Genomic DNA, 22,355 nt, shown 5'->3' with positions numbered 1-22,355 from the left:
GAATTCGACCGCCTGCCGGAGCACGTCTCTCTTTCCCTGTGCACCGGATACGCGAAAGAAGGCTGATCATGCCCCCAGCCACCTCATCGACGTACAGCGCCATCACCTTGAACATCAACGGCGAGAAGCACACGCTCTCCGTCGACCACCGCACCACCCTGCTCGACGCGCTGCGCGAGCGACTCGATCTGACCGGCACCAAGAAGGGCTGCGACCAGGGGCAGTGCGGTGCCTGCACCGTCCTCGTCGACGGACGCCGCAACGTCTCCTGTCTGCAGTTGGCGGTGGCGGCCGAGGGACGCGAGATCACCACCATCGAAGGTGTCGCCGACGGCGAGCGACTCCACCCCGTGCAGCAGGCGTTCCTCGATCTCGACGGCTATCAGTGCGGCTACTGCACACCGGGCCAGATCTGTTCGGCCATCGCGGTCATCGAGGAGCACGCGGCGGGCTGGCCCAGCGCCGTCACCGACGACGTCCGCCCCGAGGCGACGCCGCCACCCTTGAGCGCCGAGGAGATCCGGGAGCGGATGAGCGGCAACCTGTGCCGCTGCGGCGCGTACGTGTCGATCGTCGAGGCCGTCGCCCGCGCCGCCGCCGACACCACGGCGAAGTCCAAGGAGGCCGTGGCGTGAGGGAGTTCGACTATCAGCGCGCATACGACGTCTCCGGCGCGGTCGCCCTGCTCGGCGCCGACCCCGAGGCCCGTTTCCTCGGCGGCGGCACCAATCTCGTCGACCTGATGAGGACCGGCGTCGAGCGGCCCGCGCGGCTCGTCGACGTCCGCGAACTCCCGCTCGACGGGATCGAGCCCACCGAGGACGGCGGCCTGCGCATCGGCGCGACCGCCACCAACAGCGACCTCGCCGCCCACCCCGAAGTCCGGCGCCGCTACCCGGCGTTGACCCAGGCAGTGCTGGCCGGAGCCTCCGGGCAGCTGCGCAACATGGCCACCGTCGGCGGCAATCTGCTCCAGCGCACCCGGTGCGGCTACTTCTCCGACGTGACCAAACCCTGCAACAAGCGGGTGCCCGGCAGCGGTTGCCCCGCGATCGAGGGCGAGCACCACAACCACGCCATCCTCGGCGCCTCCGAGCACTGCGTGGCCACCCATCCCTCCGACATGGGGGTGGCACTCGCGGCCTTCGACGCCGTCGTGTCGTACGAAACGGCCGACGGGGCGGGCGAGTTGCCGTTCGCCGACTTCTGTCTGCCAGTGGGCGACACCCCGCACATCGAGACGGCCCTGCCGCCGGGCGCCCTGATCACCGGCGTGACCCTGCCGCCCGCCCCGGTCGCCGCCCACTCCCGCTACCGCAAGGTCCGCGAGCGTGCCTCGTACGCCTTCGCCATCGGCTCGATCGCCGCCGCGCTCGACGTCCAGGACGGTGTCGTACGCGAGGTGCGGCTCGCCTTCGGGGCGGTCGCGTCCCGGCCGTGGCGGGCCTACGCGGCTGAGCGGGTGCTGACCGGGGCGCCCGCCGACCCCGAGACCTTCGCGGCCGCCGCGGACGCCGAGCTGGCGGACGCGAAGCCGCTGCCGCACAACGGATACAAGGTGCCGCTGATGCGCAACCTCGTGGTGGCCGTCCTGTCCGAACTCACCGAGGAGGCCACCCGATGACCACCGCCCCCACGGCACACAAGGGCGCCGTCGGCACCGCGCACATCCGCGTCGAGGGCCGCGACAAGGTCACCGGAGCGGCCCGCTACGCGGGCGAGATCCCGTTCACCGGACTCGTCCACGGCTGGCTGGCACTGTCGACCGTGGCGCGCGGCCGGATCCGCGCCATCGAGACCGCCGACGTGCTCGGGATGCCCGGCGTGCTCAGTGTCCTGACCCACGAGAACGCCCCGCGCGTCGAGACCGACTACACGGGTCTCATGGGGATGAAACCGGACCCGACCATCGCCGTCTTCCAGCACGACCGGGTGCCGCACCTGGGCTGGCCGGTCGCGCTGGTCGTCGCCGAGACCGCGGAGCAGGCCAGAGAGGCCGCCGAGTCTCTGGTGGTGCACTACGAACAGGAGCCGCACGACGTCGAGTTCGCCGCCGAGCACCCCGACGCGTACCCGCTGGACGCCTTCGGACCCGCGGTGATCGAGAAGGGCGACCTGGAGGCCGAACTCGCGGCGTCCGCCGTCGTCCTGGACGCCGAGTACACCACCCCCGAGGAACACCACAACCCGATGGAGCCGCACGCGGTGACGGCCCGCTGGGACGGGGGCCGCCTGGAGGTCGTCGACTCCAACCAGGGCACCATGTGGGTCGCGGGCGAGCTCGCCAACCTGTTCTCCCTCGACCCGGCCTCGGTGCGCGTGCGCTCCGAACACGTCGGCGGCGGCTTCGGCAGCAAGGGCGTCCGTGCCCACCAGGTCGCCGCGGTGATGGCCGCGACCGTCCTCCAGCGCCCGGTCCGCGTGGTCATGACCCGGCATCAGATGTTCTCCCTGGCCGGCTACCGCAGCCCCACCACCCAGCGGGTCAGGCTCGGCGCCGACGCCGACGGGCGGCTGCGCGCCCTGGAACACCGCTCCCAGAGCCTCACCTCCACTGTTCACGAGTTCATCGAGGCGAGTGCCGGACCGGCCCGCGTGATGTACGACGCCGACGCCCACCACACGGCCAACCGGGTCGTACGGCTCGATGTGCCGACACCGACGTTCATGCGTGCGCCGGGTGAGGCGCCGGGCTCGTTCGCCCTGGAGTCGGCGCTCGACGAACTCGCCGAGAAGCTGGGCATCGACCCGATCGAGCTGCGCGCCCGCAACGAACCCGAGCGGGGCCCCGTCTCCGGGCTGCCGTTCGCCAGCCGCAACCTGCACGCCTGCTTCCGCGAGGGCGCCCGCAGGTTCGGCTGGGCCGACCGCGACCCGCGCCCCGGTGTGCGCCGCGACGGGCGCTGGCTGCTCGGCACCGGCACCGCCGCGGCCTCCTTCGGCGCGGGAGCCGCGCCCTCCACGGCGAGCGTGACCGCCGAGGCCGACGGCACGTTCACCGTGCGCATCAACGCGGCCGACATCGGCACCGGCGCCCGCACCGCGCTCACCCTGGTGGCCGCCGACGGGCTGGAAGTCGCACCCGAGCGGGTCCGAGTGCGGATCGGCGACAGCGACTTCGGACCGGCCATGCTCGCCGGCGGCTCGATGGGCACCCGCTCCTGGGCCTGGGCGGTCACGGCCGCCACGACCGAGCTGCGGGAACGGCTCAGCCTCGGCGACGGCATCCCGCCGGAGGGCATCACGGTCCGCTCGGACACCACGGCCGCCATCGGCGCCCTCGCCCAGAAGGAACGCCACGCCTACGGCGCCCAGTTCGCCGAGGTCGCCGTGGATCCCGCCACCGGTGAGGTACGCGTGCGCCGCATGCTCGGCATCTTCGCGGCGGGCAGGATCGTCAACCCCCTCACCGCACGCGGTCAGTTCGTCGGCGGCATGATCTGGGGCATCTCCATGGCCCTGCACGAGGAGGCGGTACGCGACCAGGCGTCCGGCGGCCACTACGGCGGCGGCTTCACCGGTTACTACGTCGCCGCCCATGCCGACGTCCCCGCCATCGAGGCGGACTGGGTGGACGACCCCGACCCCGACGACCCCGTCGGCATCAAGGGCATCGGCGAGATCGGCATCGTGGGCGCGGCGGCGGCCGTCGCCAACGCCGTCTGGCACGCCACCGGCGTACGCCACCGCCAGCTGCCCATCCGCCCCCACCGCGTCCTGACGGCAGGCCGGGATGCTTGACCTGGCCACCGATCTGAGCGCGTGGGCCGAGGAGGGCCGCGACTTCGCCGTCGCCACCGTCGTGGCGGTGAGCGGCAGCGCCCCGCGCGGCCCCGGCGCGGCCCTCGCCGTCGACAGCGAGGGCACCGCCATCGGCTCGGTCTCCGGCGGGTGCGTCGAGGGCGCGGTGTACGAGCTGTGCCAGCAGGCGTTGGCGGACGGCGAGACCGTCCTGCAGCGCTTCGGCTACAGCGACGAGGACGCCTTCGCCGTCGGCCTGACCTGCGGCGGGGTGATCGACGTCCTGGTCACTCCCATCACCGCCCGGTCACCCGCCCGAGCCGTCCTGCGCGCCGCGCTCTCGGCCGCCGCCGAGGGCGAGCCGACGGCCGTCGCCCGCGTCGTCCGGGGCCCGGCCGAACTCCTCGGGCAGGCCCTGCTCGTACGGCCCGACGGGTCCTACGAGCAGGGTGGCGGCTGGCCGCACGAGGAGGGCGACAGCGGCGTAGCGGTCGGCTCGTACGAGGAGGTCGACAGCGGCGGCGTAGCGGTCGGCTCGTACGAAGGCGGGCTCGGCGGTCACCCCGACCTGGACCGGACGGCCGCCGCCGAGGCGCGGGCCATGCTGGACAGTGGCCGCACGGGAACGATCGAGCTCTCGGCGAGCGGAGCGAGAGAGGGGCTCCCCCAGACGGAGTCCGGGGGAGGATCACACTGCTCCGGCGGTCTCACGCTGCTCGTCGAGACGAGGGTGCCGCCGCCCCGCATGATCGTGTTCGGGGCGATCGACTTCGCGGCGGCGCTGGTCCGCGCGGGCAAGTTCCTCGGCTACCACGTCACCGTGTGCGACGCCCGCCCGGTCTTCGCCACACGGGCCCGCTTCCCCGGGGCCGACGACATCGTGGTGGACTGGCCGCACCGCTACCTCCGGCGCACCGAGACCGACAGCCGGACCGTCCTGTGCGTGCTCACCCACGACGCCAAGTTCGACGTACCCCTGTTGAAGACGGCCCTGCGGATGCCGGTCGCCTTCGTGGGTGCGATGGGCTCGCGCCGCACCCACGCCGACCGCGAGCGGCGGCTGCGCGAGGTCGGCCTGACCGACCGGGAGCTGGCCCGGCTCAGGTCCCCGATCGGCCTCGACCTCGGCGCCCGTACGCCCGAGGAGACCGCCCTGTCCATCGCGGCGGAGATCGTCGCGACCCGGCGCGGCGGCACGGGCGTACCGCTGACCGGGTCGGGGACGCCGATCCATCGGGAGGCGGGCGAGCGGGGAGCGGTGGCGGCGGCCTGAGCGGGCCGGACGGACAGGACCGGCAGGACCCGCAGGTGCTCGGCCCGTACTGAGTACTTCGGGCGGGGCGACTGAGTAGGTGATCAGATACCCGTCGCCCCGGACCGCTGATGAACTGTCGTCATGGACACGCACCCCTCGCGCCCGCGCCCCCTTCGCAACGTCACCGCCACGGCCACCGCCACCGGTTCGGCCCTGGCGGTGGCGTTGCTCCCGCTGGTGGTCGGGGCGTTGGTGGCACGGTCGGTCGGCGGCGACCCGATGGCCTCGGTCAACGCCCTGATCGCGGGCGGCGGCGAGCGGGCGAGGCTGTGCCGGAGCCAGCTGCCCGTCCTGCGGGGCATCCGCAGGACGGGCAGCGGAACGGGTCGGCACCCGGCACTGCGACGGCTACTGGCCGGCCGTGAGGGCCCCGTCACATGAAGCCATGGTGAGCGCGAACTCGCCTTTCTTCGAGGGGACTTGAGCCAGACATGCGCCCTGGTTCGAGTTTCAAGCAAGTCTTGGGGATTCTGTGGAGAAGATCTGTCTAAACTCGGAAACCCGTTCGAAGAGAGACCGTGCGTGAGTGAACCGACAGCCCCTGTCTGCCCGCAGTGCGCCATCCCCCGGGCGACGGACGGCACTCCGGCCTGTTCCTGCGGCCGTCTGGCGTCGGACGCCCACCGCGACACCCGTACGGCGCAGGCGGAGGCCGCGGAGGACTTCGACCCGGTACGCATACGGCCGTTTGTGAAGGTCGGTGACGACACCGAGCCGGTCGACTCCTCGGCGGACGCCGAAGACGCGCCGCAGCCGGGCGCGTTGGCAGACGGCGATGTACCCGCGCTCCCTGGCGGGTCGTCCGACGGCACGCCCGCCCCCTTCGACCTCGACGAGCGACCTCACGTGGACGGTCCCCATGGCGGTCAACGGCGTCGGCGCCGGACGGCGCTGGCCGCAGGAGCGGGAGTCGCCGCGGTGGCCGTCCTGGTGACGGGCGGAATCATCGGCGGACTGTTCTCGTACGACGGCCCTTCGAGAGACGCCTCCGCCCCCGAGGACGTGCGGGCGAACCTCCCGGAGGCCGCGTCCGGCCAGGACACGTCGTCATCGGCGGCCCCTTCCCGTACGGCCCCCTCGGCATCGCCGTCCGGCACCCCGTCCACCTCGCCGACCGCGACCGCGACCGAGAGCCGGGCCACCCCGACCGGCTCCGGCGCCCCGACCAAGACCCCCTCCAACAGCGGCTCCACCGCCACAGCGGCCCCCGCGCCGACCCAGTCCGACGGCGACGACCCCGTCCTCGGCCCCGGCGACAGCGGACCCGAGGTCACCGAACTCCAGCTCCGCCTGCGCCAGATCGGCTTCTACAACGGCGACATCGACGGCGACTACGACCGCGAGGTCGAGAGCGCCGTCCGCGGCTACCAGCTGACCCGTGTCGTCCTTGAGGACGAGTCCGGCGTCTACGGCCCGGTGACGCGCACGTCACTCGAATCCGAGACCTCGGAACCGTGACCCGCCTGGCTGACGGTGGCCACGGTCGCAGCCGGCGCGCGCTCTTCAGGGCGCCCTGCACCAGCAGGCGCGCCGCGTATGACCACGGCCGCGGCGGGCGGTCGGCGGAACGGGCCCCCGATCCGTCGACCGCCCGCGCCGGCCGGTCAGACCCGGTCGGCGACGATCAGCAGGTACTGGAAACTGCCGTTCTCGTAGGCGGTGACGAAGGTGTCCTCGATGCCCGTGACCAGGTGGTCGGCCTGCTTGCGGAGTTCCCAGTAGGGCAGGGCCGCGGCGGTCAGGTCCGCCACGTGGACGGGGACGAGGCGGTTGCGGGCCATCGCGCGGAAGTACTCGGAGCGGGGATGGATGTCGCAGATGTAGTGGGCGTTGATGAGGGACACCTCGCGGGAGGCCCGGCCGTAGGTGTCGTTGTAGCAGCCGGTGATGGTGACATAGCGGCCGCCGCGGCGCAGCAGCCGGGCGTGCTCGGCGAAGAGCAGGTCCAACTCCACGTACATGGTGGACTCGTTGTTCCAGGACGCCGCGTACTCGCCGGAGGGAAGGCCGGTGTCGAGCATGTCGCGGTGGTGGTAGCGGACCCGGTCGCCGATGCCCCGCTTGCGGGCCTGCTCGCCCGCGAACTCGGCCTGCTTGCGGGAGATGGTGACGCCGTCGGCGTGGCAGCCGTACCGCAGATGGGCCACCACGCTGCCGCCGCCGCGCCCGCAGCCGGCGTCGAAGACGCGGTCGGCGGGGGAGAGGGGGCCGAGATGGTGGGCGAGCAGATCGGCCTGGGCCTGTTCGAGGCGGTGCAGTTCGGCGGTGATGCGGTCGCGGCGGCGGGCCGGATCGGGGTCGTCGTCCAGGACGGACCAGTCCGCGTCACCGACGCCGTAGTGGTGGTGGTACAGGTCGTCGATCTTGCCGAGTTCGAGGTTGACCGGGTTCTCCTCGGCGTTCCAGTAGTCCGCGACACGGTTCTGGTACGTGGAATGGGCCGGGGAGGGTGTCGAGGGCTGGGCCGGCAGCGGCGTTGCGGTCGTGGTGACGGCGTCGATGATGGTCAACGGTGGCTCCTCCGGTGCTGTGGGGCGTCGGCCATGTCGGGGTGTTACCAGTAGTCGGGCAGGCTGTAGCGGTCGGTGTTGGTGGCGTGCCACTCGTGGTTGCCGGCGACCCAGGCGGCGAGAGCGGTGGCGTAGCGCTCGATCAGGGGCGAGGTGGCGGACAGGGCCGCGGACTCCTCCTCGAACGCCTCCATGATCCGGTTGTGGATCTCGACGGCCTGCAGATAGGCGGCCTTCAGCCCGCGCCGCTCGTTGGCGGCGATGACCATGGGCAGATTGAGATGGTCCGGGTCGTTCGACATCTCCTTGGTGAAGGAGTACAGGTCGTTGACGATCGTGGCCGCGTTCCCCGCCAGCGCGGTGATCCGCTGGACCTCGGGCCGGGCGTGGACGGCCTCCGGCAGCTCCCAGCCGTCCACGGCGTCGACGACCGCCAGACAGGGCCGGAAGTTGTTGAACTGCCGCATCACCAGGTACTCCCAGACCTGCGGCATATGGTCGGTCTCGGCCCAGGCGGCCTCGCCGAGATAGCCCAGATGCAGCCGGGCGAGATCATGGACGAGCCGGTCGGTCTGGCTGGGGGTGGCGAGGGCGGCGTAGTCCCGCAGCGCGAAGTGGTACGAACGCAGCGGCCCGTCCGCCCGTACGCCGTGCCGCCACCGGTCCTCGGCCTCGGGCGTGCTGTGGAGGGGGTCGAGCGCCGACTGGGCCATGAGCAGTCGGCCGCCGAGGCCGCGCGGCGAGCCGCCCTTGCCCTCGTCGACCTCGCAGTAGACGTTGTCGACCAGGTGTTCGGCGAGGAGCAACTTCCCGGCGGCGGTGAGGTGTTCGGGGCCGGCCGCGCCCGGATGCGCGAGCACGATCGCCCGGCCCAGCCCGAACCGCGCGAACTGCCCCCGCCACTCCGGGGGGACCAGATCGAGGCGGTCCGCCCAGGCCTCCAGCCGGCGGTCGACCTCCGCGGCCTTCGCGGGGTCGGCGGGCACGGCGGGCCGGTACCGCAGCCCGGGGATCGCACCGCCGCTGCGGGCCTGCCGGGAACGGGCCGGGCTCGGCGGCCCCGGCAGCCGCCTCGTGGCCGGCGCGCCGGCCGACGGCGGGTCGGCCGACGGCACCGCCGGGGACGGCAGACAGGCGGACGCCATGCCGACCGACGCCATGCCGGCCGACGGCAGACCGGGCGACGGCAGACCGGACGACGGCAGACTGGGCGACGGCAGACCGGGCGATGCCCCATCGGCTGCCGCCACGCCGGACGACTCGGCACCGGACACTGACGGCTCGCTCATTCCGGCATCCATCCGACCTGCACGTTCTCCAGGATCCCGGCCGCGTCGGGCACCAGCACGGCCAACGAGTAGTAGGCGGTGACCAGATAGCTCATGATGGCGGTGGTGTCGACACCCATGAACCGCACGTTCAGCGAGGGCTCGTACTCCTCGGGGATGCCCGTCTGGTGCAGGCCGACGACCCCCTGGTCCTTCTCGCCGGTGCGCAGCGCGATGATGCTGGTGGTGTGCTGCGGTGTGATCGGGATCTTGCTGCACGGGAAGAGCGGAACCCCGCGCCACGCCGGCACCTCGTGCCCGCCGACGTTCACCGTGCCGGGCACCAGGCCGCGCCGGTTGCACTGCCGGAAGAAGGCCGCGATCGCCTTCGGATGGGCCAGGTACAGCCGGGTCTTGCGGCGCATGGACAGCAGCTCGTCCATGTCGTCCGGGGTCGGCGGCCCGGAGAAGGTGCTGATGCGCTGGCCGTAGTCGATGTTGTGCAGCAGCCCGAACTCGCGGTTGTTGACGAGCTCCCACTCCTGGCGTTCGCGGATCTCCTCGATGGTCAGGCGGAGTTGCTGCTCCGTCTGGTTCATCGGGTTGTTGTAGAGGTCGGCGACGCGGGTGTGGACGCGCAACACCGTCTGGGTGAGGGAGAGTTCGTACTCGCGGGGCGCGAGGTCGTAGTCGACGAAGCCGCCCGGCAGCGCCAACTCGCCCACGTGCCCGGCCTCCAGGGGCACATCGGCCTCGCCCTTGCGGTTCATGGGCTGGCGCTGCCGCTCGGTGAAGCTTTCGAACTGGACCGCGAGGGACGGTGTGCGCTCCACGAACGCCATCAGCGCGTCCCAGTTGAGCGCCAGCACCACCCCCGCCGTCTCGGCCCGCACCGAGCTGAGCCACAGCGGGTCGGCCTGGCCGATGGCCTCGTCGCCCAGACCGTCGCCGTCAGTGAGGAGGCCGAGGACCTCCTCCTCCCCGTACTTGCCGGTGGTGTACCGCGTGAACCGGCCGTGCACCACGAGGTACGCCTCGGTCACCGGCTGCCCCGCGTCCACCAGCACCTGCCCGGCGCGCACTTCACGCACCCGGAACCGGGAGGAGATCTCCCTCAGGGCCGGGATGTCGGAGTAGCCGCGCAGCGCCGGGAGTTCGGTCAGTGTCTCCGGGATGACCTTGACGTCGTCGGCGCCGTTCTGGTCGAACTGCACCCGGCCCCGGCCGATGCGCAGCTGGAGGCGGCGGTTGACCCGGTAGGTGCCGCCCTTGACGTCCACCCACGGCAGTGTCTTGAGCAGCCACCGTGAGCTGATGGCCTGCATCTGCGGTTCGGACTTGGTGGTCGTCGCGAGCTGCCGCGCGGCCCGGGTGCTGAGGCTGGTGAACTGCTGCTCGTCGGCGGGCTCCGGTGCGCTTATGGGGGCGGTCACTTGGTCTCCTTTGAGGATGCCCCCGCCTTCAGGCGGGGGAGAAATCGAACTCCTGCGGAGCAGGGCAGGGAAGGGGATTTCGCCTCCAGGGCGGAAGGCCGCCACGCGATCGGCTAGGGTGCCCTTCGTGCGTTGCGAGAACCAAGCGCGCACACGGTGTCGATCGAGAACCAAGACGGCACTGCCGAGCTTTGCTGAACAAACCGGGCAGGTTCCGTCCCGGCTGGTGTTGAGGGAGTAAGACCTTTCAGGCCGCTGGTCTGTGGGGCTTCCTGAGCCAGGAATCCCTCTGCTTCAGCTGGGGGAGGGTTCAAATTCCCTCCCGATAGGTGAGCGGACGTGTGTGGGCACGGGCGAACACGGGTCGGCGGCTGCGACAGGTACTCGGGTGGCGCGTGTACGACGTGGCCGTGGGCGGATTCCGAGACGAGGGCCGCTGGAAGGCGACTGTGAGGCGACGCGTGCGGATGGGCGGCACGTGCCGCGGTTAAAGCCAAACAGGCGGTACGGCCGGTCGGGCACCGCGTGAAGGGGGCGACTTCGGGTCCTGGGGATGCGGAAACCGCCGACTGAGGCAGACCACCGGCCGCTCCGTGCTCCCGCGCCCCTAGCTCGCCTCCCGCGACCGGCGCGGAGGGCGCACGACGCCGCCCACGCTAAAGGGGCCGCCCGGAGGCGGCCCCTTTCGGTCGGCGGTGGTTCACCAGCGGGGCAGTCGCAGCTCGTACCCCGGCTGGATCCGCCGCATGTACCCCGTGTCGTCCCGGGAACGCATGCCCGAGTCGACATACAGCCGGTGCAGCCGGCCGAGTGCGTCGTGGTCCAGCTCCACACCCAGCCCGGGACCCGTGGGCACCGCGACCTCCCCGTCCCGGAACTCCAGTACGCCGGGGACGATCACGTCGTCCGCCGAGTTCCACGGGTAGTGCGTGTCGCAGGAGTGGTCGAGATGGGGGATGGCCGCCGCGACATGGGTCATCGCGGCCAGACTGATACCGAGGTGAGAGTTGGAGTGCATGGACAGCGCGAGTCCGAACGCCTCGCAGACGGCGGCGAGTTCACGGGTGCGGCGCAGTCCGCCCCAGTAGTGGTGGTCGGTGAGCAGCACCTGGATCGCGTCCTGCTCGATCGCCGGCTTCAGATGCTCCCAGGCGACCACGCACATATTGGTCGCCAGCGGCATCGGCGAGTCCTTCGCCACCTCCGCCATACCGGGGATGGTGGCGGTCGGATCCTCCAAGTACTCCAGTACGCCGTCCAGTTCACGGGCGACGTACGTCGAGGTCTCCACCGTCCAGGCCGTGTTGGGGTCCAGCCGGAGCGGCTGCCCGGGGAAGGCCTCGGCGAGCGCCTTGATCGCCGCGATCTCCTCGTCCGGTGGGAGGACACCGCCCTTGAGCTTGAACGACCGGAACCCGTACCGCTGTTGCATCAGCCGGGCCTGCTCGACGACACCGGCCGGGTCCAGCGCCTCGCCCCAGTCGTCGTCGACCGCCGGGTGGCCGTCGAGCGCCGGGTGTTCGGCCCATTTGTAGAAGAGGTACGCGGCGAAGGGCACGGAATCGCGGACCCGGCCGCCGAGCAGATCGCTGACCGGGCGGCCGAGCAGCTTGCCCTGTGCGTCGAGGCAGGCCACCTCGACCGCCGAGGTGGTCCAGCCGCGTTCGTGGGAGCTGGGCACGGTCGGCAGCAGCGCGACGTCGATCGCGGCCAAGACGGCGGTGGTGTCGAAGACGTCCATGCCGACCACCGCCTTCGCGGCCGCTTCGAGTCGCTCCAGCCGCACGGTGCCACCCGTCGACTCGCCGAGCCCCACCGTGCCGTCCTCAAGGATGAGTTGGAGGACGACGCGCAAGGCGAGCGGTTCGTGGACGCCGCCCGAGTTGAGCAGCGGCGGGTCGCGGAAGGCGATGGGGGTGACGATCAGCTCCCGGATCCGGGTCCCCGGAGTGCCGGTCATACGCCCGCCCTCTCCAGGCCGTGGCTGTTCGGCATCACGCGCCCACCACCCCCAGGCCGTGGTCGATCAGCTTCGCCAGCCGGGTGACATGCTCCGGTGCCGGGTCGATCAGGGGAGCCCGTACGCCGCCGACGTCCAGGCCGCGCAGGGTCACCCCGGCCTTGATCAGCGCCACGGCGTACCCGGGTACCTCGTCCCGCAGCTCGACGAGCGGGCCGTAGAACTCGTCGAGGAGCGTGCCGACCAGTGCCTCGTCGCCCTCGGCGAGCGCACGGTGGAAGGCGAGGGCGATCTCCGGGGCGAAGGCGAACACGGCGGAGGAGTACAGGCCGACGCCGATGCCCTGGTAGGCGGGCGCGGTCATCTCGGCGGTGGGCAGCCCGTTGAAGAACTGGAAGCCTTCCGTGCCCGGCACGGCCCGTACCGCGCGGACGACGCGGTGCATCCGCTCGATGTCGCCGATGCCGTCCTTGAGGCCGACGACCCCGGGCAGGGCGGCGATCTCGGCGGCGGTGTCCGCGGTGAGGCGGGCGGTGCCCCGCTGGTAGAAGATGACGGGCAGGCCGGTGGCCGCCGTGACCTCCCTGACGTACCGGACGAGGCCCTGCTGCGGTGCGCTCACCAGATAGGGCGGCAGCAGCAGGATGCCGTCGGCGCCGGCGCGTTCGACGCGGACGGCCTGGTCGCGGGCGACCGGGGGCGGGCCCCCGGCGGCCGCCAGGACGGGAACCCGTCCGGCCGTCACCGTGACCGCGACCCGTGTGGCCCGCTCGATCTCGTCGGGCGTCAGCGCGTGGAACTCACCGGTGCCGCAGGCGACGAACACGCCCCCGGCACCGGCCGTGACCCCGGCCTCGATGTGCTGTGCGAGCCGTTCCTCGTCCACCGAACCGTCCGATGCGAACGGCGTGACCGGGAAGAACAGCACTCCTTGGAACTTCATGTCTCCCTCAAACGTGGGGGGTTGGTGTAGGGCCTGTCCGGCGGATCAGGCCTGGGACGCGGGGTCTGGCACGCACATCTGCGGCGTTGTCGTCGGTTGCCGACGCTCCGCGTCGACGCCCTCCTCCGCCTTGCAGCTGCACGCACCAGACCCCGCTCACCGGCGCTGATGGGGCGCTGTTGCCTGGAGCCGGCCTGATCCGCCGGACAGGCCCTAGCCCTTCGTGGCCCCGGCGGCTATGCCGGTGACCAGTGAGCGCTGGAGGAGCAGATAGACGACAAGGCTGGGCAGGAGCGCGATGACCGCGCCGGCGAGGACGACGCCCGAGCCGACCTCGGGGTCGGTGCGCAGGATGGAGAGGGCCACGGTGACCGTGTAGTCGGTCGGGTCCTTGGCGGCGATCAGCGGGAGCAGGTACTGGTCCCAGATCATGATGAAGCCGAGGACCCCGGCCACCCCGAGCGCGGGCTTGCACAGCGGCAGGACGATCTGCCACAGCATCCGCAGTTCGCCCACACCGTCGAGCCGGGCGGCCTCCTCGATCTCGCTGGGGATGTCCTTCATGAACTCGGTCAGCAGCATCACCGAGAAGCCCCAGGCGCCGAGCGGCAGGATGACACCCCAGACGGTGCCCTTCAGATCGATGCCGACCACCGGGACATGGCCGAGGACCAGGGACAGCGGGATGGCGATGACCTCCTCCGGGAGCATCATCGTCAGCATGAACAGCGTCATGACGATCGCCTGACCACGGAACCTGTGCCGGGCCAGCGCGTACGCGGCGAGCACGCACACCACGAGCTGGAGAAGCAGTCCGCCGCCCGCGATGACGAGCGAGTTGGTGAAGTAGTCCCAGATGCCGCGTTCCCCGGCCACCCGGAAGTTCAGCAGCGTGCTGTCGTGCGGGAGGAAGGACAGTGACGAGCCGCTGGGATGCGTGCTGAGGGCACCGGAGACGATCGTCAGGAAGGGCGCGGCGAAGATGCCGAGCGCTGTCGCGCAGAGCAGGATGCGCAGGGCCCGGGAGACGCCGGGCCGGTCGTTCCAGCCGAGCGCGGTGTCGAAGCGGGCGGGTGTCGTACGGGTCTGCTTGCCGGCCCGCCTGGACGGGGTGGCGGAGACCTCGTCGGACGGGGCCCGGACGGGGTCGAGGGCGGGTGCGCTCATCGCACGTCTCCCCTCTTGCGGAAGTGGTTGACGGTGACGGTGAGCAGCAGCGTCACCGCGAGCAGGACGACGGAGGCCGCCGACGCGCCGCCGATGTCGTTGCGGGTGAAGCCGAGGGTGTAGGCGCGGGTCATCCACACCTCGGTGGACCCGGCCGGGCCGCCGCCCGTGAGGACGTACACCTCGGTGAAGACGCGCAGACCGCGGATGGCGGCCAGCGTGAGGACGATCCCGATGGCCGGGCGGATCGCCGGCAGGGTGACGTGGCGAAGCCGCTGCCACAGGGACACCCCGTCCATCGCGGCGGCCTCGTACAACGTGCGGTCCACGCCCGCGAGTCCGGCGAGGATGATCACCATGTTGTACGGGGCGACCATCCAGATGCCCATGACCATCGTCGCCCAGAGCGCGGTGTCGGGGTTGTCGAGGAACGGCGTCGGGCCGAGGCCGAGGAAGCCGAGGGCGCTGTTCACGAGACCGTCGGAGGTCGGGTAGTACATCAGCCGCCACAGCTCACCGACCACGGCGGTCGCGGTGACGACCGGCAGGAAGACGGCCGTGCGCATGATCTTCAGCGAGCGGGCCTGGCCCTCCAGCAGCAGCGCCAGGAAGAAGCCGACGACGATCGCGCCGAGCGACTGCCCGACGCCGAGGACGAGCGTGTGGCCGATCGCGTCCTGGAAGCGGTGGTCGGTCAGGACCCGGGTGTAGTTGTCGAGGCCGACCCACTGGTCGCCGAGGAACGGCCGTACGTCGAAGAAGCTGAGCCAGATGCCCTTGCCCATCGGCAGGAACTTGAAGACGAGGGCGAGCAGCAGCCCGGGGGCCAGGAACAGCCAGGGCAGGACGGCCTTCGTGCCGAGCCCTCCGCGCCGTCGGGGCGCGCTGGTGGTCGCGGTCATTTCAACAGGTCCTGATCCTCGAGGTCACCGGCGAGAGTGTCGTTGAGTTCCTTGAGGCTTGAGCCGACGTCGCTGCCGCAGTAGGTGAAGACCGCGTTGAGGGCGTCGGCGGTGTCCTGCTTGACCGGCGCGAAGTCGGGTGCGTTGGGGAACTGCTCGGAAGCGTCCTCGTACGCCTTCTGTACGACGCTCCAGCGCGGGTCGTCCCGTACCTGGGCCGCGTCGAGCGTGGAGTTGACGGGGATGCGGACCACGGGCTGGTTCTCGCCGGTCATGGCGAGCCGCTGGCCCTCGGGGGAGATCAGGAAGGAGGCGAGGGCCTGCTCCTGCCTCGTCCTGCCGGTCCTGGCGCCGAAGTAGATGTTCTCGCCGTCGGCCAGCACGGTGGATCCGGCCGGGCCCGCGGGGAACGGGACGACGTCGAACTTGTCCTTGCCGGGCGTGGCGTCGTAGGTGGCGATGTTGTACGGGCCGGTGAGGTACATCCCGGCGTTGCCGTCCTGGAAGTTGGTGGCCGTACCCGTCACGGCGGTGATGGCGCCGGGCTGGATGACACCGTTGTCACCGCAGAAGAGGTTGTCCTTCATCCAGGTGACCGTGCGAAGGGCGGCGGGCGAGTCCATGGCGGGGCGGTAGCCCTTGCCGTCCGGCTCGATGATCTTCGCGCCGCCGGACCAGAGGAAGCTGGCGCCCCACCAGGCGGCGTAGCCGTTCTGTGCGCTGCCCGGGACGACCATGCCGTAGGTGTTCTTCTTGCCGTCGCCGTCCGGGTCGCGGTCGGCGAAGGCCTTCGCGACGCCGATCATCTCCGCCCAGGTCGTCGGCGCGTCGAGGCCGAGATTCCGCAGCCAGTCCTTGCGGATCATCAAGGTCTGGGCCTGGCGGGAGTACGGGATGCCGTAGTGCTCTCCGTCGATGCCCACGGTGGAGGACCAGGTCTTGTCGGTGATCTGGTCGTGGCCCTCGATCGCGGCCGGATCGATGGGCTCGAGCAGGCCCTGGCTCTGGTAACTGCCCATCAGCGCCGTGTCGTTGATCATCACGTCCGGGAGGTCCTTGGTGGACGCCCGGCTCTGGAGCTGCTGGTCGAAGTTGATGACCGGCTGGTAGTCGATCTTGATACCGGTCTTCTCGGTGAAGGCGGCGAACACCCGCTCGTACGTGGCGGCCGGGTCCGGATTGCTCCGGGTCCAGACCTCCAGTGTGTTCGGATCACCGCCCCCGGCGCTGTCGGACCCCGATCCGCAGGCCGCGGCCCCGAATGCGAGCCCCGCGACGGTGATCACGGCGGCCAGGCGGCGAATTCGTCGGCGAACGCCCATGGGCACACTCCGTTTGTTCATCCGGGCCGTTCGCCCGACTGTTCATATTCGTGAACGCATTTCACGAATCTAAATAATCGGCCGCCAAGCTACGGAGCGTGTCGTTCGCATGTCAAGACATGGGTAGGAGATTTCACCGGCGTCACACATGGGCATGCGGGATCCTGTCGGGCGCCCCAACACATGCTGATCCGGAGGTGGTTCGCCGTGACCGATCGCACGGCACCCGGTGCCCTGGCCGCCCGGCTCACCGGTCGCCCGGCGACCGATGAACGCCGGCTGTCCGGGACGCTCGCCGAAGTCACCCTCGACGACGGCCGGACGGTGCTCGTCAAGCTGGGCGACGGCCCCGGCGCGGCCCAGGCCGAGGCGGCGGGACTGCGCTGGCTGGCCGAGGCCGGCGCGGTGCGCGTCCCGACGCTGTACGGCCATGACGGCCGCCGCCTGGTGATCGACCGGGTGGCGCAGGGGGCACCGAGTGCCGCGGCGGCGGCCCGCTTCGGCGCCGCCCTGGCCGCCCTGCACGCCACCGGCGCGCCCGCCTTCGGCGCGCCGCCGCCCGGCGGCCCGAGGGAGGCGTACATCGGGCGCGCCCCCATGCGGAACATCCCCGGCACCGCCTGGCCGGCCTGGTACGCCGAGCACCGCGTGCTGCCGTATCTGCGCCGCGCGGTCGACGACGGCACGATCCGCCCGGCCGAGGCGGCCCCGGTCGAGGAGGTCTGCGCGCGGCTGCCCGACCTGGCGGGCCCCGCCGAGCCGCCCGCCCGGCTGCACGGCGACCTCTGGAACGGCAACGTCCTGTGGGGCGCCGACGGCGACGCCTGGCTCATCGACCCGGCCGCGCACGGCGGCCACCGCGAGACCGACCTAGCGATGCTCGCCCTCTTCGGCTGTCCCCACCTGGGCCACATCCTCGACGGCTACCAGCGGGCGGCCCCCCTGGCCGACGGCTGGGCCGACCGCGTCGGACTCCACCAGCTCTTCCCGCTGCTGGTGCACGCCGTGCTCTTCGGCCGTGGCTACGCGGAACAGGCCCTGGACACGGCTCGGGCGGCGCTCGCGCGGTGACCCGGCCCGCGTGCGGGAGTGGTGACGTGCTCGGCCGCTGTCATCCGCGCGCACACGAAACCGGGAGGCGCCGATGCGGCGCCTCCCGGTTCGAGGTCAAGGGCGAGGAGAGCGAAAGAGCTGAGCTCTATGAATGAGATGAGAAGGAAGCCCCTTCATGGCCTCGCCACGGGCAACGTTAGCAGTCACCCCGGGATCAAGTCGCGCAGATTTTCGAGGGTGATGACCCGGGAGTCCGGGTGCAGCCCCTCCGGGCGTTCGAGGCCGATGTAGGTGACGGGCCCGTCCGGGACCGACTTCCCGTCCCACGGCGTCATCGCCGTGGCGCCGTCGGCGGTCATGAGGCCGACGAGGTAACGGACCGTCAGCTGATCGTGCTCGACGATGGCGCGCAGCAGCGCCGCGACCGTCACCCGGTTGTCCTCCACCCGGTTCTCCGACGGACTGCCCTTGAGGTACAGGTGCAGCCACTTCGCCCGCCACCGGCCGTCGTCGCCCCGCTGGAACGCCAGCGGCAGCGCGACCCGGCCCGGGCCGCGCAGCTCCGACTTCATACGGACGGCGCGCGCCTCGAACGGCCGCCCCTGCTGCTCGCCCTCGCGCAGCATGAAGCCGAAGAACGACTCCTCGACCTGCTCGAAGCTCTCCCCGGAGAAGATGTTGACCTCCGGGACGATGAACGTGCCCCGGACGGCGTCCAGACGCAGGTTGATGAACTCCGAGGCACCGTGCGGCGCTTCGGTGATGTCACCGGAGTGCTCGCCGCCGATGTCGGTGAGCTCGGTGTAGGAGAGCCAGGAGACGGTCTCGTAGCGCTCGTCGAGCATCAGCGCCGACAGGTCGTAGTCGGTGTCGTGGGCCGACTGCTTCCAGTGGACGAAGAAGCGCAGCAGTTCCCCGTCGACCGGTGACATGGAGCCGCGCGGCAGTACGCCGAGACCGGCCGCCGTCGCCTTCCCGCTCAGCGGCAGCGCGACGTCCAGGACGTCGGGGTCGACCAACAGGTGGCCCGGCGCCGGGAGCCGGTGGCGCATCTCGGTGTCCAGGGCGGCGATCAGGCGCTCGCGCTCCGGCGCCGGCACCGGCGGGCGTTCGTCGTCGGTGACCCAGGCGCCGCCGAGGCGGTTGACGAAGACCCGGCGCTCCCCGGCGTCCCGGACGCGGTTGTGGAGGTGTTCGCGCACCGACAGCACGAGCCGGCCGGAGACCTGCGTGGCCGCCTCCTCGGCGGCCGCCACGACGGCGTTCCGCTCCTCCTGGGCGGGCGCCATGCGCAGCAGCCGGTCCAGCGCGCGGTACAGCTTGCCGGGCGCGGACCTCAGCAGCTCCACCGCGCCGAGGACGTCGCACTCGCCGAGCAACTGCTCGACCCGGCTGTCGAAGGACCGCGCCTCCTTCTCGCCCCGTGCCACGGCGAACACATCGGCGGCGTGCGGCCACCGCGGGTACTCGTGCGGGTGAAGACGCTCACCGAGCCGCTTGAAGGGCTCCCGGTGCGCGTGCACATCGGCGAGCTTCGCGGGGTTCGCCGCGACCACGGCGTCGAGCCCCGCGAGCAGCGCCCGGCGGACCGGCCGCGACAGCGCCCGGAACCGGGTCGGCTCCTGAAGCGTCACGTCACCGCCCGACAGCGCGCAGGCCAGCCGCAGCACATCGGTGACGGTGTCCACCAGGAGGTCCGCGCCGACGCCGAGGCGGGCCTCGTTGACGACCGCCCGGTTCTCCCGGACCGGCATCGACTCCGGCTGGGGCCCGAGCGCGCACCCCTCGGCGAGGGCCTTGAGGTCGCGCAGGCCGTCCTCGCCCAGCGGCGTCGTGCTGCCCGCCAGGGCCAGGTACAGGTCCGTGAGCTCGTCGTCCAGGTCCCGGCCGAGGTGCAGGACGGTCACCCGGTCGCCCGCCGAGGCGATCAGCTCGTCCTGCGCCGCGAGCATCTCCTCGTAGGTGTGCTGGTACCGGCCGTACGTGGGGAGGCTGAGCAGGTCCAGCACCCCGTGCGTCAGCTGCGTCAGCACGCTCTCGCGCGCCTTCTCGTCGCCGAGCGCCTCCACCACGCACCGCGTCCAGAACTCCTCGGTGTCCGGCACGTTCGCCGGGAAGTCGATGAAGTAGGAGTTGTGCCGGACGTGGTCGCCCACCATCTCGCTCACGGTGCGCAGCGTCCGCTTGGCGGTGTGCACGACCGCGGCCTCGGACAGCCCCGACAGCCGCTCCAGCAGATCCGCCGAGAGCTTGAAGCCCACGGACAACAGCGCCGCGTCGAACTGCCGCGCGGCGGTGGCTCCTTCCCCGGCGGAGCCCTTGGGGGAAGGCAGGCGGTGGGTGTGCCGGATGACCAGCGATTCGAGACTGTGCGCCATTCGGGGATGATCGCAGAGGTGTGCGAGCCGGCGCACAGGAGTTTTTCCGTGCACCGCCCCACCCTCCTCTACACCGCCCCACCTTCCTCTACACCTGCGCGTACGCCTCCAGCCTGCGCCGCGCATGCCGGAGGAATCCGTCGAGGGCCAGCTCGAAGGACGCGTCCGCGCGGCCGTCGCCGGCCGCGTTCAGGGCCTCCGCCAGGCGGGGCGTGGCCGACTCGTCGGAGATCTCCCACATGGCCAGGGGGGCGGCGAGGTCCAGGGCCGAGCCCAGGACGACGTTCTCCAGGGCGACCAGCACCGGCATCACGTCCGGGAGGGGGAAGCCCGCGTCGAGGAGCAGACCGACGGCCCGCTCGTACTGTTCGAGGACGCGCGGGGCCCGTACCGGGGACGTCATCAGCAGCGGGATGGCCCGGGGGTGGGCCGCGAAGGCCGCGCGGTAGGAGCGGGCCCAGGCGGCGAGGGCCTCGTCCCAGGGGCGGAGGCCGAGGGCGGAGACGTCGATGCCCTCCGCGACCCGCTCGCGCAGCAGCTCCACGATGCCGTCCCGACCGTCCACGTGGTGGTACACCGAGCCGGTCTGCACCCCGAGCCGCCGCGCGATCTGCGGCACGCTGAACTCGCCCTGCGCGTCGACGAGTTCCAGCGCGGTGGTGGTGATGCGCTCCCTGTCGAGCAGGGGTGTGCGCGGCCGTCCCATGGTGTCCGTCCCCTCCGGGGTCTTCCCAGTAGTCCGAGATGAAGGCTACATTGCGAAAACCGAAAGCCTTTAGGTTTACGGGCCCAGGTCATCCCCGCACGCCCGGTACGCTCGTCCCTGCCCGCAGCCAGAAGGGCCTTCCCTCATGACTGTCACCCCCGACGCCACCGGCGCCGCCCCCGCCCCCGCCGAGAGCGCCGGCTCCCCGGCGCCCTCCCTCCGCTCCGGCTCGCTCGGCACCACCGACATCGCCTTCTTCGTCGTCTCCGCCGCCGCCCCGCTCACCGTGATGGCCGGCGTCGCCCCGCTCGCCATCCTGATGGGCGGCATCGGCGCTCCCGTCGGCTATCTCCTCGCCGGTCTCACGCTCGCCGTCTTCGCCGTCGGCTTCACCACCATGAGCCGCCACGTCCGCAGCGCCGGCGCCTTCTACGCGTACATCACGCGCGGCCTCGGCCGCCGGGTCGGCATCGGCGCCGCGCTGCTCGCGCTGATCGGCTACAACGGCATGGAGATCGGCGTCTACGGCCTCCTCGGCACCGCCACCCGGGACACCGCCCGCTCCCTGTTCGGCGCGGACATCCCCTGGCTGCCCGTCTCCCTCGCGGGCCTGCTGCTCATCGGCTACGCCGGCTACCGGTCCATCGACTTCGGCGCCAAGCTCCTCGGCGTCCTGCTGGTCGCCGAGACCGGCATCCTCGTGCTGCTCGCCGGGGGAGTGCTCGTCAAGGGCGGCGCCGACGGCCTCTCGCTCGCCTCCTTCGCCCCCGACAACGTCATGGTCTCCGGCATGGTGGCCGTCCTGGCCTTCGCGTTCGCCGCGTTCACCGGCTTCGAGTCGACCGTCATCTACCGCCGGGAAGCCCGCGACCCGGCCCGTACGGTGCCACGCGCCACCTACCTCGCCATCGGCTTCCTCGGCCTGTTCTACGCCTTCATCGTCTGGACCGTGATCCAGGCCTTCGGCGACGCCCAGGTCATCGCGGCGGCCGGCGCCAACCCCGCGGACCTGTTCTTCTCCGCCATCACGACCTACGTCGGCCCCTGGGCGGCCGACCTGATGCGCGTCCTCATCGTCACCAGCGTCCTCGCCTCCCTGCTCGCCTTCCACAACGCCATCAACCGCTACGGCCTCGCCCTCGCCGAGGAGGGGATCCTCCCCAAGGCCCTGGCCCGCGTGCACCCGCGCCACCGCTCCCCGTACGTCGCGGGCCTCGCCCAGACCGTCCTCGGCGCGATCGTCGTCGTCGCCTTCGCCGCGGCCGGCGCCGACCCGTACATGCAGCTGCTGCTGTGGGTGAACACCCCCGGCATGCTCGCCCTGATGCTGCTGCAACTGCTCGCCGCGCTCGCCGTGCCCTTCTACTTCCGGCGCGTCACCCACACCGAGGGCGCCCTGCGCACGGTCGTCGCCCCCGTGGTCGCGGCGGTGCTCCTCACCGCCGCCATCACCTTGGTCGTCACCCACCTCGACCAGTTCACCGGCGCCTCCACCACCGTCAACACCGTCCTCGCGGCCCTCGTCCCGGCCGTCCTCGTCATCGGCCTCGTACTCGCCTTCTGGCTGCGCCGTGCCCGGCCCGAGGTCTACGCGAACTTCGCCGCCGAGCCGTCGGCCGAAGCCGGCGACTGACCCCGCCCCAGCCGACCGCCGCCC

Annotated in this window: 18 protein-coding genes; 8 read left to right on the top strand and 10 right to left on the bottom strand. The window is 71.7% G+C overall.

Going from position 1 to position 22,355, the window contains the following annotated elements:
• Window positions 1–68 precede the first annotated feature (68 nt).
• The 6 genes from JIX55_RS07140 (at window position 69) to JIX55_RS07115 (ending at window position 6,514) form a co-directional block, all read left to right on the top strand.
• The gene (locus JIX55_RS07140; protein WP_257562415.1) at window positions 69–635 is read left to right on the top strand and encodes a (2Fe-2S)-binding protein; all 567 of its coding nucleotides are present in this window, start codon (window positions 69–71) and stop codon (window positions 633–635) included.
• Window positions 632–1,624 carry an FAD binding domain-containing protein gene (locus JIX55_RS07135; protein WP_257562414.1) on the top strand — a complete coding sequence of 331 codons (993 nt, stop codon included), beginning with the start codon at window positions 632–634 and terminating at the stop codon, window positions 1,622–1,624. Before JIX55_RS07140 ends, JIX55_RS07135 begins: the two co-directional genes overlap by 4 nt.
• The gene (locus tag JIX55_RS07130; RefSeq protein ID WP_257562413.1) at window positions 1,621–3,741 is read left to right on the top strand and encodes a xanthine dehydrogenase family protein molybdopterin-binding subunit; all 2,121 of its coding nucleotides are present in this window, start codon (window positions 1,621–1,623) and stop codon (window positions 3,739–3,741) included. The genes JIX55_RS07135 and JIX55_RS07130 overlap by 4 nt, the downstream gene beginning before the upstream one ends.
• Window positions 3,734–5,014 (top strand): XdhC family protein, encoded by a 1,281-nt coding sequence (locus tag JIX55_RS07125; RefSeq protein ID WP_257562412.1) that lies wholly within the window; start codon window positions 3,734–3,736, stop codon window positions 5,012–5,014. Before JIX55_RS07130 ends, JIX55_RS07125 begins: the two co-directional genes overlap by 8 nt.
• 123 nt (window positions 5,015–5,137) lie before the next feature.
• Window positions 5,138–5,437 carry a hypothetical protein gene (locus tag JIX55_RS07120; protein WP_257562411.1) on the top strand — a complete coding sequence of 100 codons (300 nt, stop codon included), beginning with the start codon at window positions 5,138–5,140 and terminating at the stop codon, window positions 5,435–5,437.
• 141 nt (window positions 5,438–5,578) lie between these two features.
• Window positions 5,579–6,514 (top strand): peptidoglycan-binding domain-containing protein, encoded by a 936-nt coding sequence (locus JIX55_RS07115; RefSeq protein WP_257562410.1) that lies wholly within the window; start codon window positions 5,579–5,581, stop codon window positions 6,512–6,514.
• A 146-nt stretch (window positions 6,515–6,660) separates the two neighbouring features.
• Here the strand turns inward: JIX55_RS07115 and JIX55_RS07110 are convergent, their stop codons facing one another.
• The 8 genes from JIX55_RS07110 to JIX55_RS07075 all read right to left on the bottom strand — a co-directional run bounded on the left by JIX55_RS07110 (window position 6,661) and on the right by JIX55_RS07075 (window position 16,561).
• On the bottom strand, window positions 6,661–7,566 hold the full coding sequence (locus JIX55_RS07110) for a geranyl diphosphate 2-C-methyltransferase (protein WP_443046388.1): 906 nt from the start codon (window positions 7,564–7,566) through the stop codon (window positions 6,661–6,663).
• A gap of 44 nt (window positions 7,567–7,610) precedes the next feature.
• Window positions 7,611–8,855 (bottom strand): family 2 encapsulin nanocompartment cargo protein terpene cyclase, encoded by a 1,245-nt coding sequence (locus tag JIX55_RS07105; protein WP_257562409.1) that lies wholly within the window; start codon window positions 8,853–8,855, stop codon window positions 7,611–7,613.
• On the bottom strand, window positions 8,852–10,267 hold the full coding sequence (locus tag JIX55_RS07100) for a family 2B encapsulin nanocompartment shell protein (protein ID WP_257562408.1): 1,416 nt from the start codon (window positions 10,265–10,267) through the stop codon (window positions 8,852–8,854). The genes JIX55_RS07105 and JIX55_RS07100 overlap by 4 nt, the downstream gene beginning before the upstream one ends.
• A 700-nt stretch (window positions 10,268–10,967) precedes the next feature.
• Window positions 10,968–12,227: a glucarate dehydratase family protein gene (locus JIX55_RS07095; protein ID WP_257562407.1), complete on the bottom strand. Its 1,260-nt coding sequence runs from the start codon at window positions 12,225–12,227 to the stop codon at window positions 10,968–10,970.
• A 34-nt stretch (window positions 12,228–12,261) separates the two neighbouring features.
• Complete coding sequence (locus tag JIX55_RS07090; protein WP_257562406.1) at window positions 12,262–13,170, bottom strand: 5-dehydro-4-deoxyglucarate dehydratase; 909 nt, start codon at window positions 13,168–13,170, stop codon at window positions 12,262–12,264.
• Between the two features lie 213 nt (window positions 13,171–13,383).
• Complete coding sequence (locus JIX55_RS07085) at window positions 13,384–14,337, bottom strand: carbohydrate ABC transporter permease (RefSeq protein WP_257562405.1); 954 nt, start codon at window positions 14,335–14,337, stop codon at window positions 13,384–13,386.
• Entirely contained in the window at window positions 14,334–15,239 is a 906-nt protein-coding gene (locus JIX55_RS07080; protein ID WP_257562404.1) for a carbohydrate ABC transporter permease, read from the bottom strand. Before JIX55_RS07080 ends, JIX55_RS07085 begins: the two co-directional genes overlap by 4 nt.
• Window positions 15,236–16,561 (bottom strand): ABC transporter substrate-binding protein, encoded by a 1,326-nt coding sequence (locus JIX55_RS07075; RefSeq protein WP_257562403.1) that lies wholly within the window; start codon window positions 16,559–16,561, stop codon window positions 15,236–15,238. Before JIX55_RS07075 ends, JIX55_RS07080 begins: the two co-directional genes overlap by 4 nt.
• Window positions 16,562–16,744: 183 nt before the next feature.
• Between JIX55_RS07075 and JIX55_RS07070 the strand changes: the two genes are divergently transcribed.
• Window positions 16,745–17,632: a fructosamine kinase family protein gene (locus JIX55_RS07070; RefSeq protein ID WP_443046387.1), complete on the top strand. Its 888-nt coding sequence runs from the start codon at window positions 16,745–16,747 to the stop codon at window positions 17,630–17,632.
• 185 nt (window positions 17,633–17,817) lie between these two features.
• Here the strand turns inward: JIX55_RS07070 and JIX55_RS07065 are convergent, their stop codons facing one another.
• Together JIX55_RS07065 and JIX55_RS07060 are read right to left on the bottom strand one after the other, a co-directional pair.
• The gene (locus JIX55_RS07065) at window positions 17,818–19,992 is read right to left on the bottom strand and encodes a hypothetical protein (RefSeq protein ID WP_257562401.1); all 2,175 of its coding nucleotides are present in this window, start codon (window positions 19,990–19,992) and stop codon (window positions 17,818–17,820) included.
• Between the two features lie 88 nt (window positions 19,993–20,080).
• Window positions 20,081–20,698: a TetR/AcrR family transcriptional regulator gene (locus JIX55_RS07060; RefSeq protein ID WP_257562400.1), complete on the bottom strand. Its 618-nt coding sequence runs from the start codon at window positions 20,696–20,698 to the stop codon at window positions 20,081–20,083.
• A 145-nt stretch (window positions 20,699–20,843) separates the two neighbouring features.
• Between JIX55_RS07060 and JIX55_RS07055 the strand changes: the two genes are divergently transcribed.
• Window positions 20,844–22,331, top strand: a complete 1,488-nt coding sequence (locus JIX55_RS07055) for an APC family permease (RefSeq protein ID WP_257562399.1) — start codon at window positions 20,844–20,846, stop codon at window positions 22,329–22,331.
• Window positions 22,332–22,355: the final 24 nt, after the last annotated feature.

This window comes from Streptomyces sp. DSM 40750, from assembly GCF_024612035.1.
Classification (GTDB): Bacteria; Actinomycetota; Actinomycetes; order Streptomycetales; family Streptomycetaceae; genus Streptomyces.
Note: the sequence above shows the minus strand (reverse complement) of the source record. Positions and strands in the feature narration are given on the sequence as shown.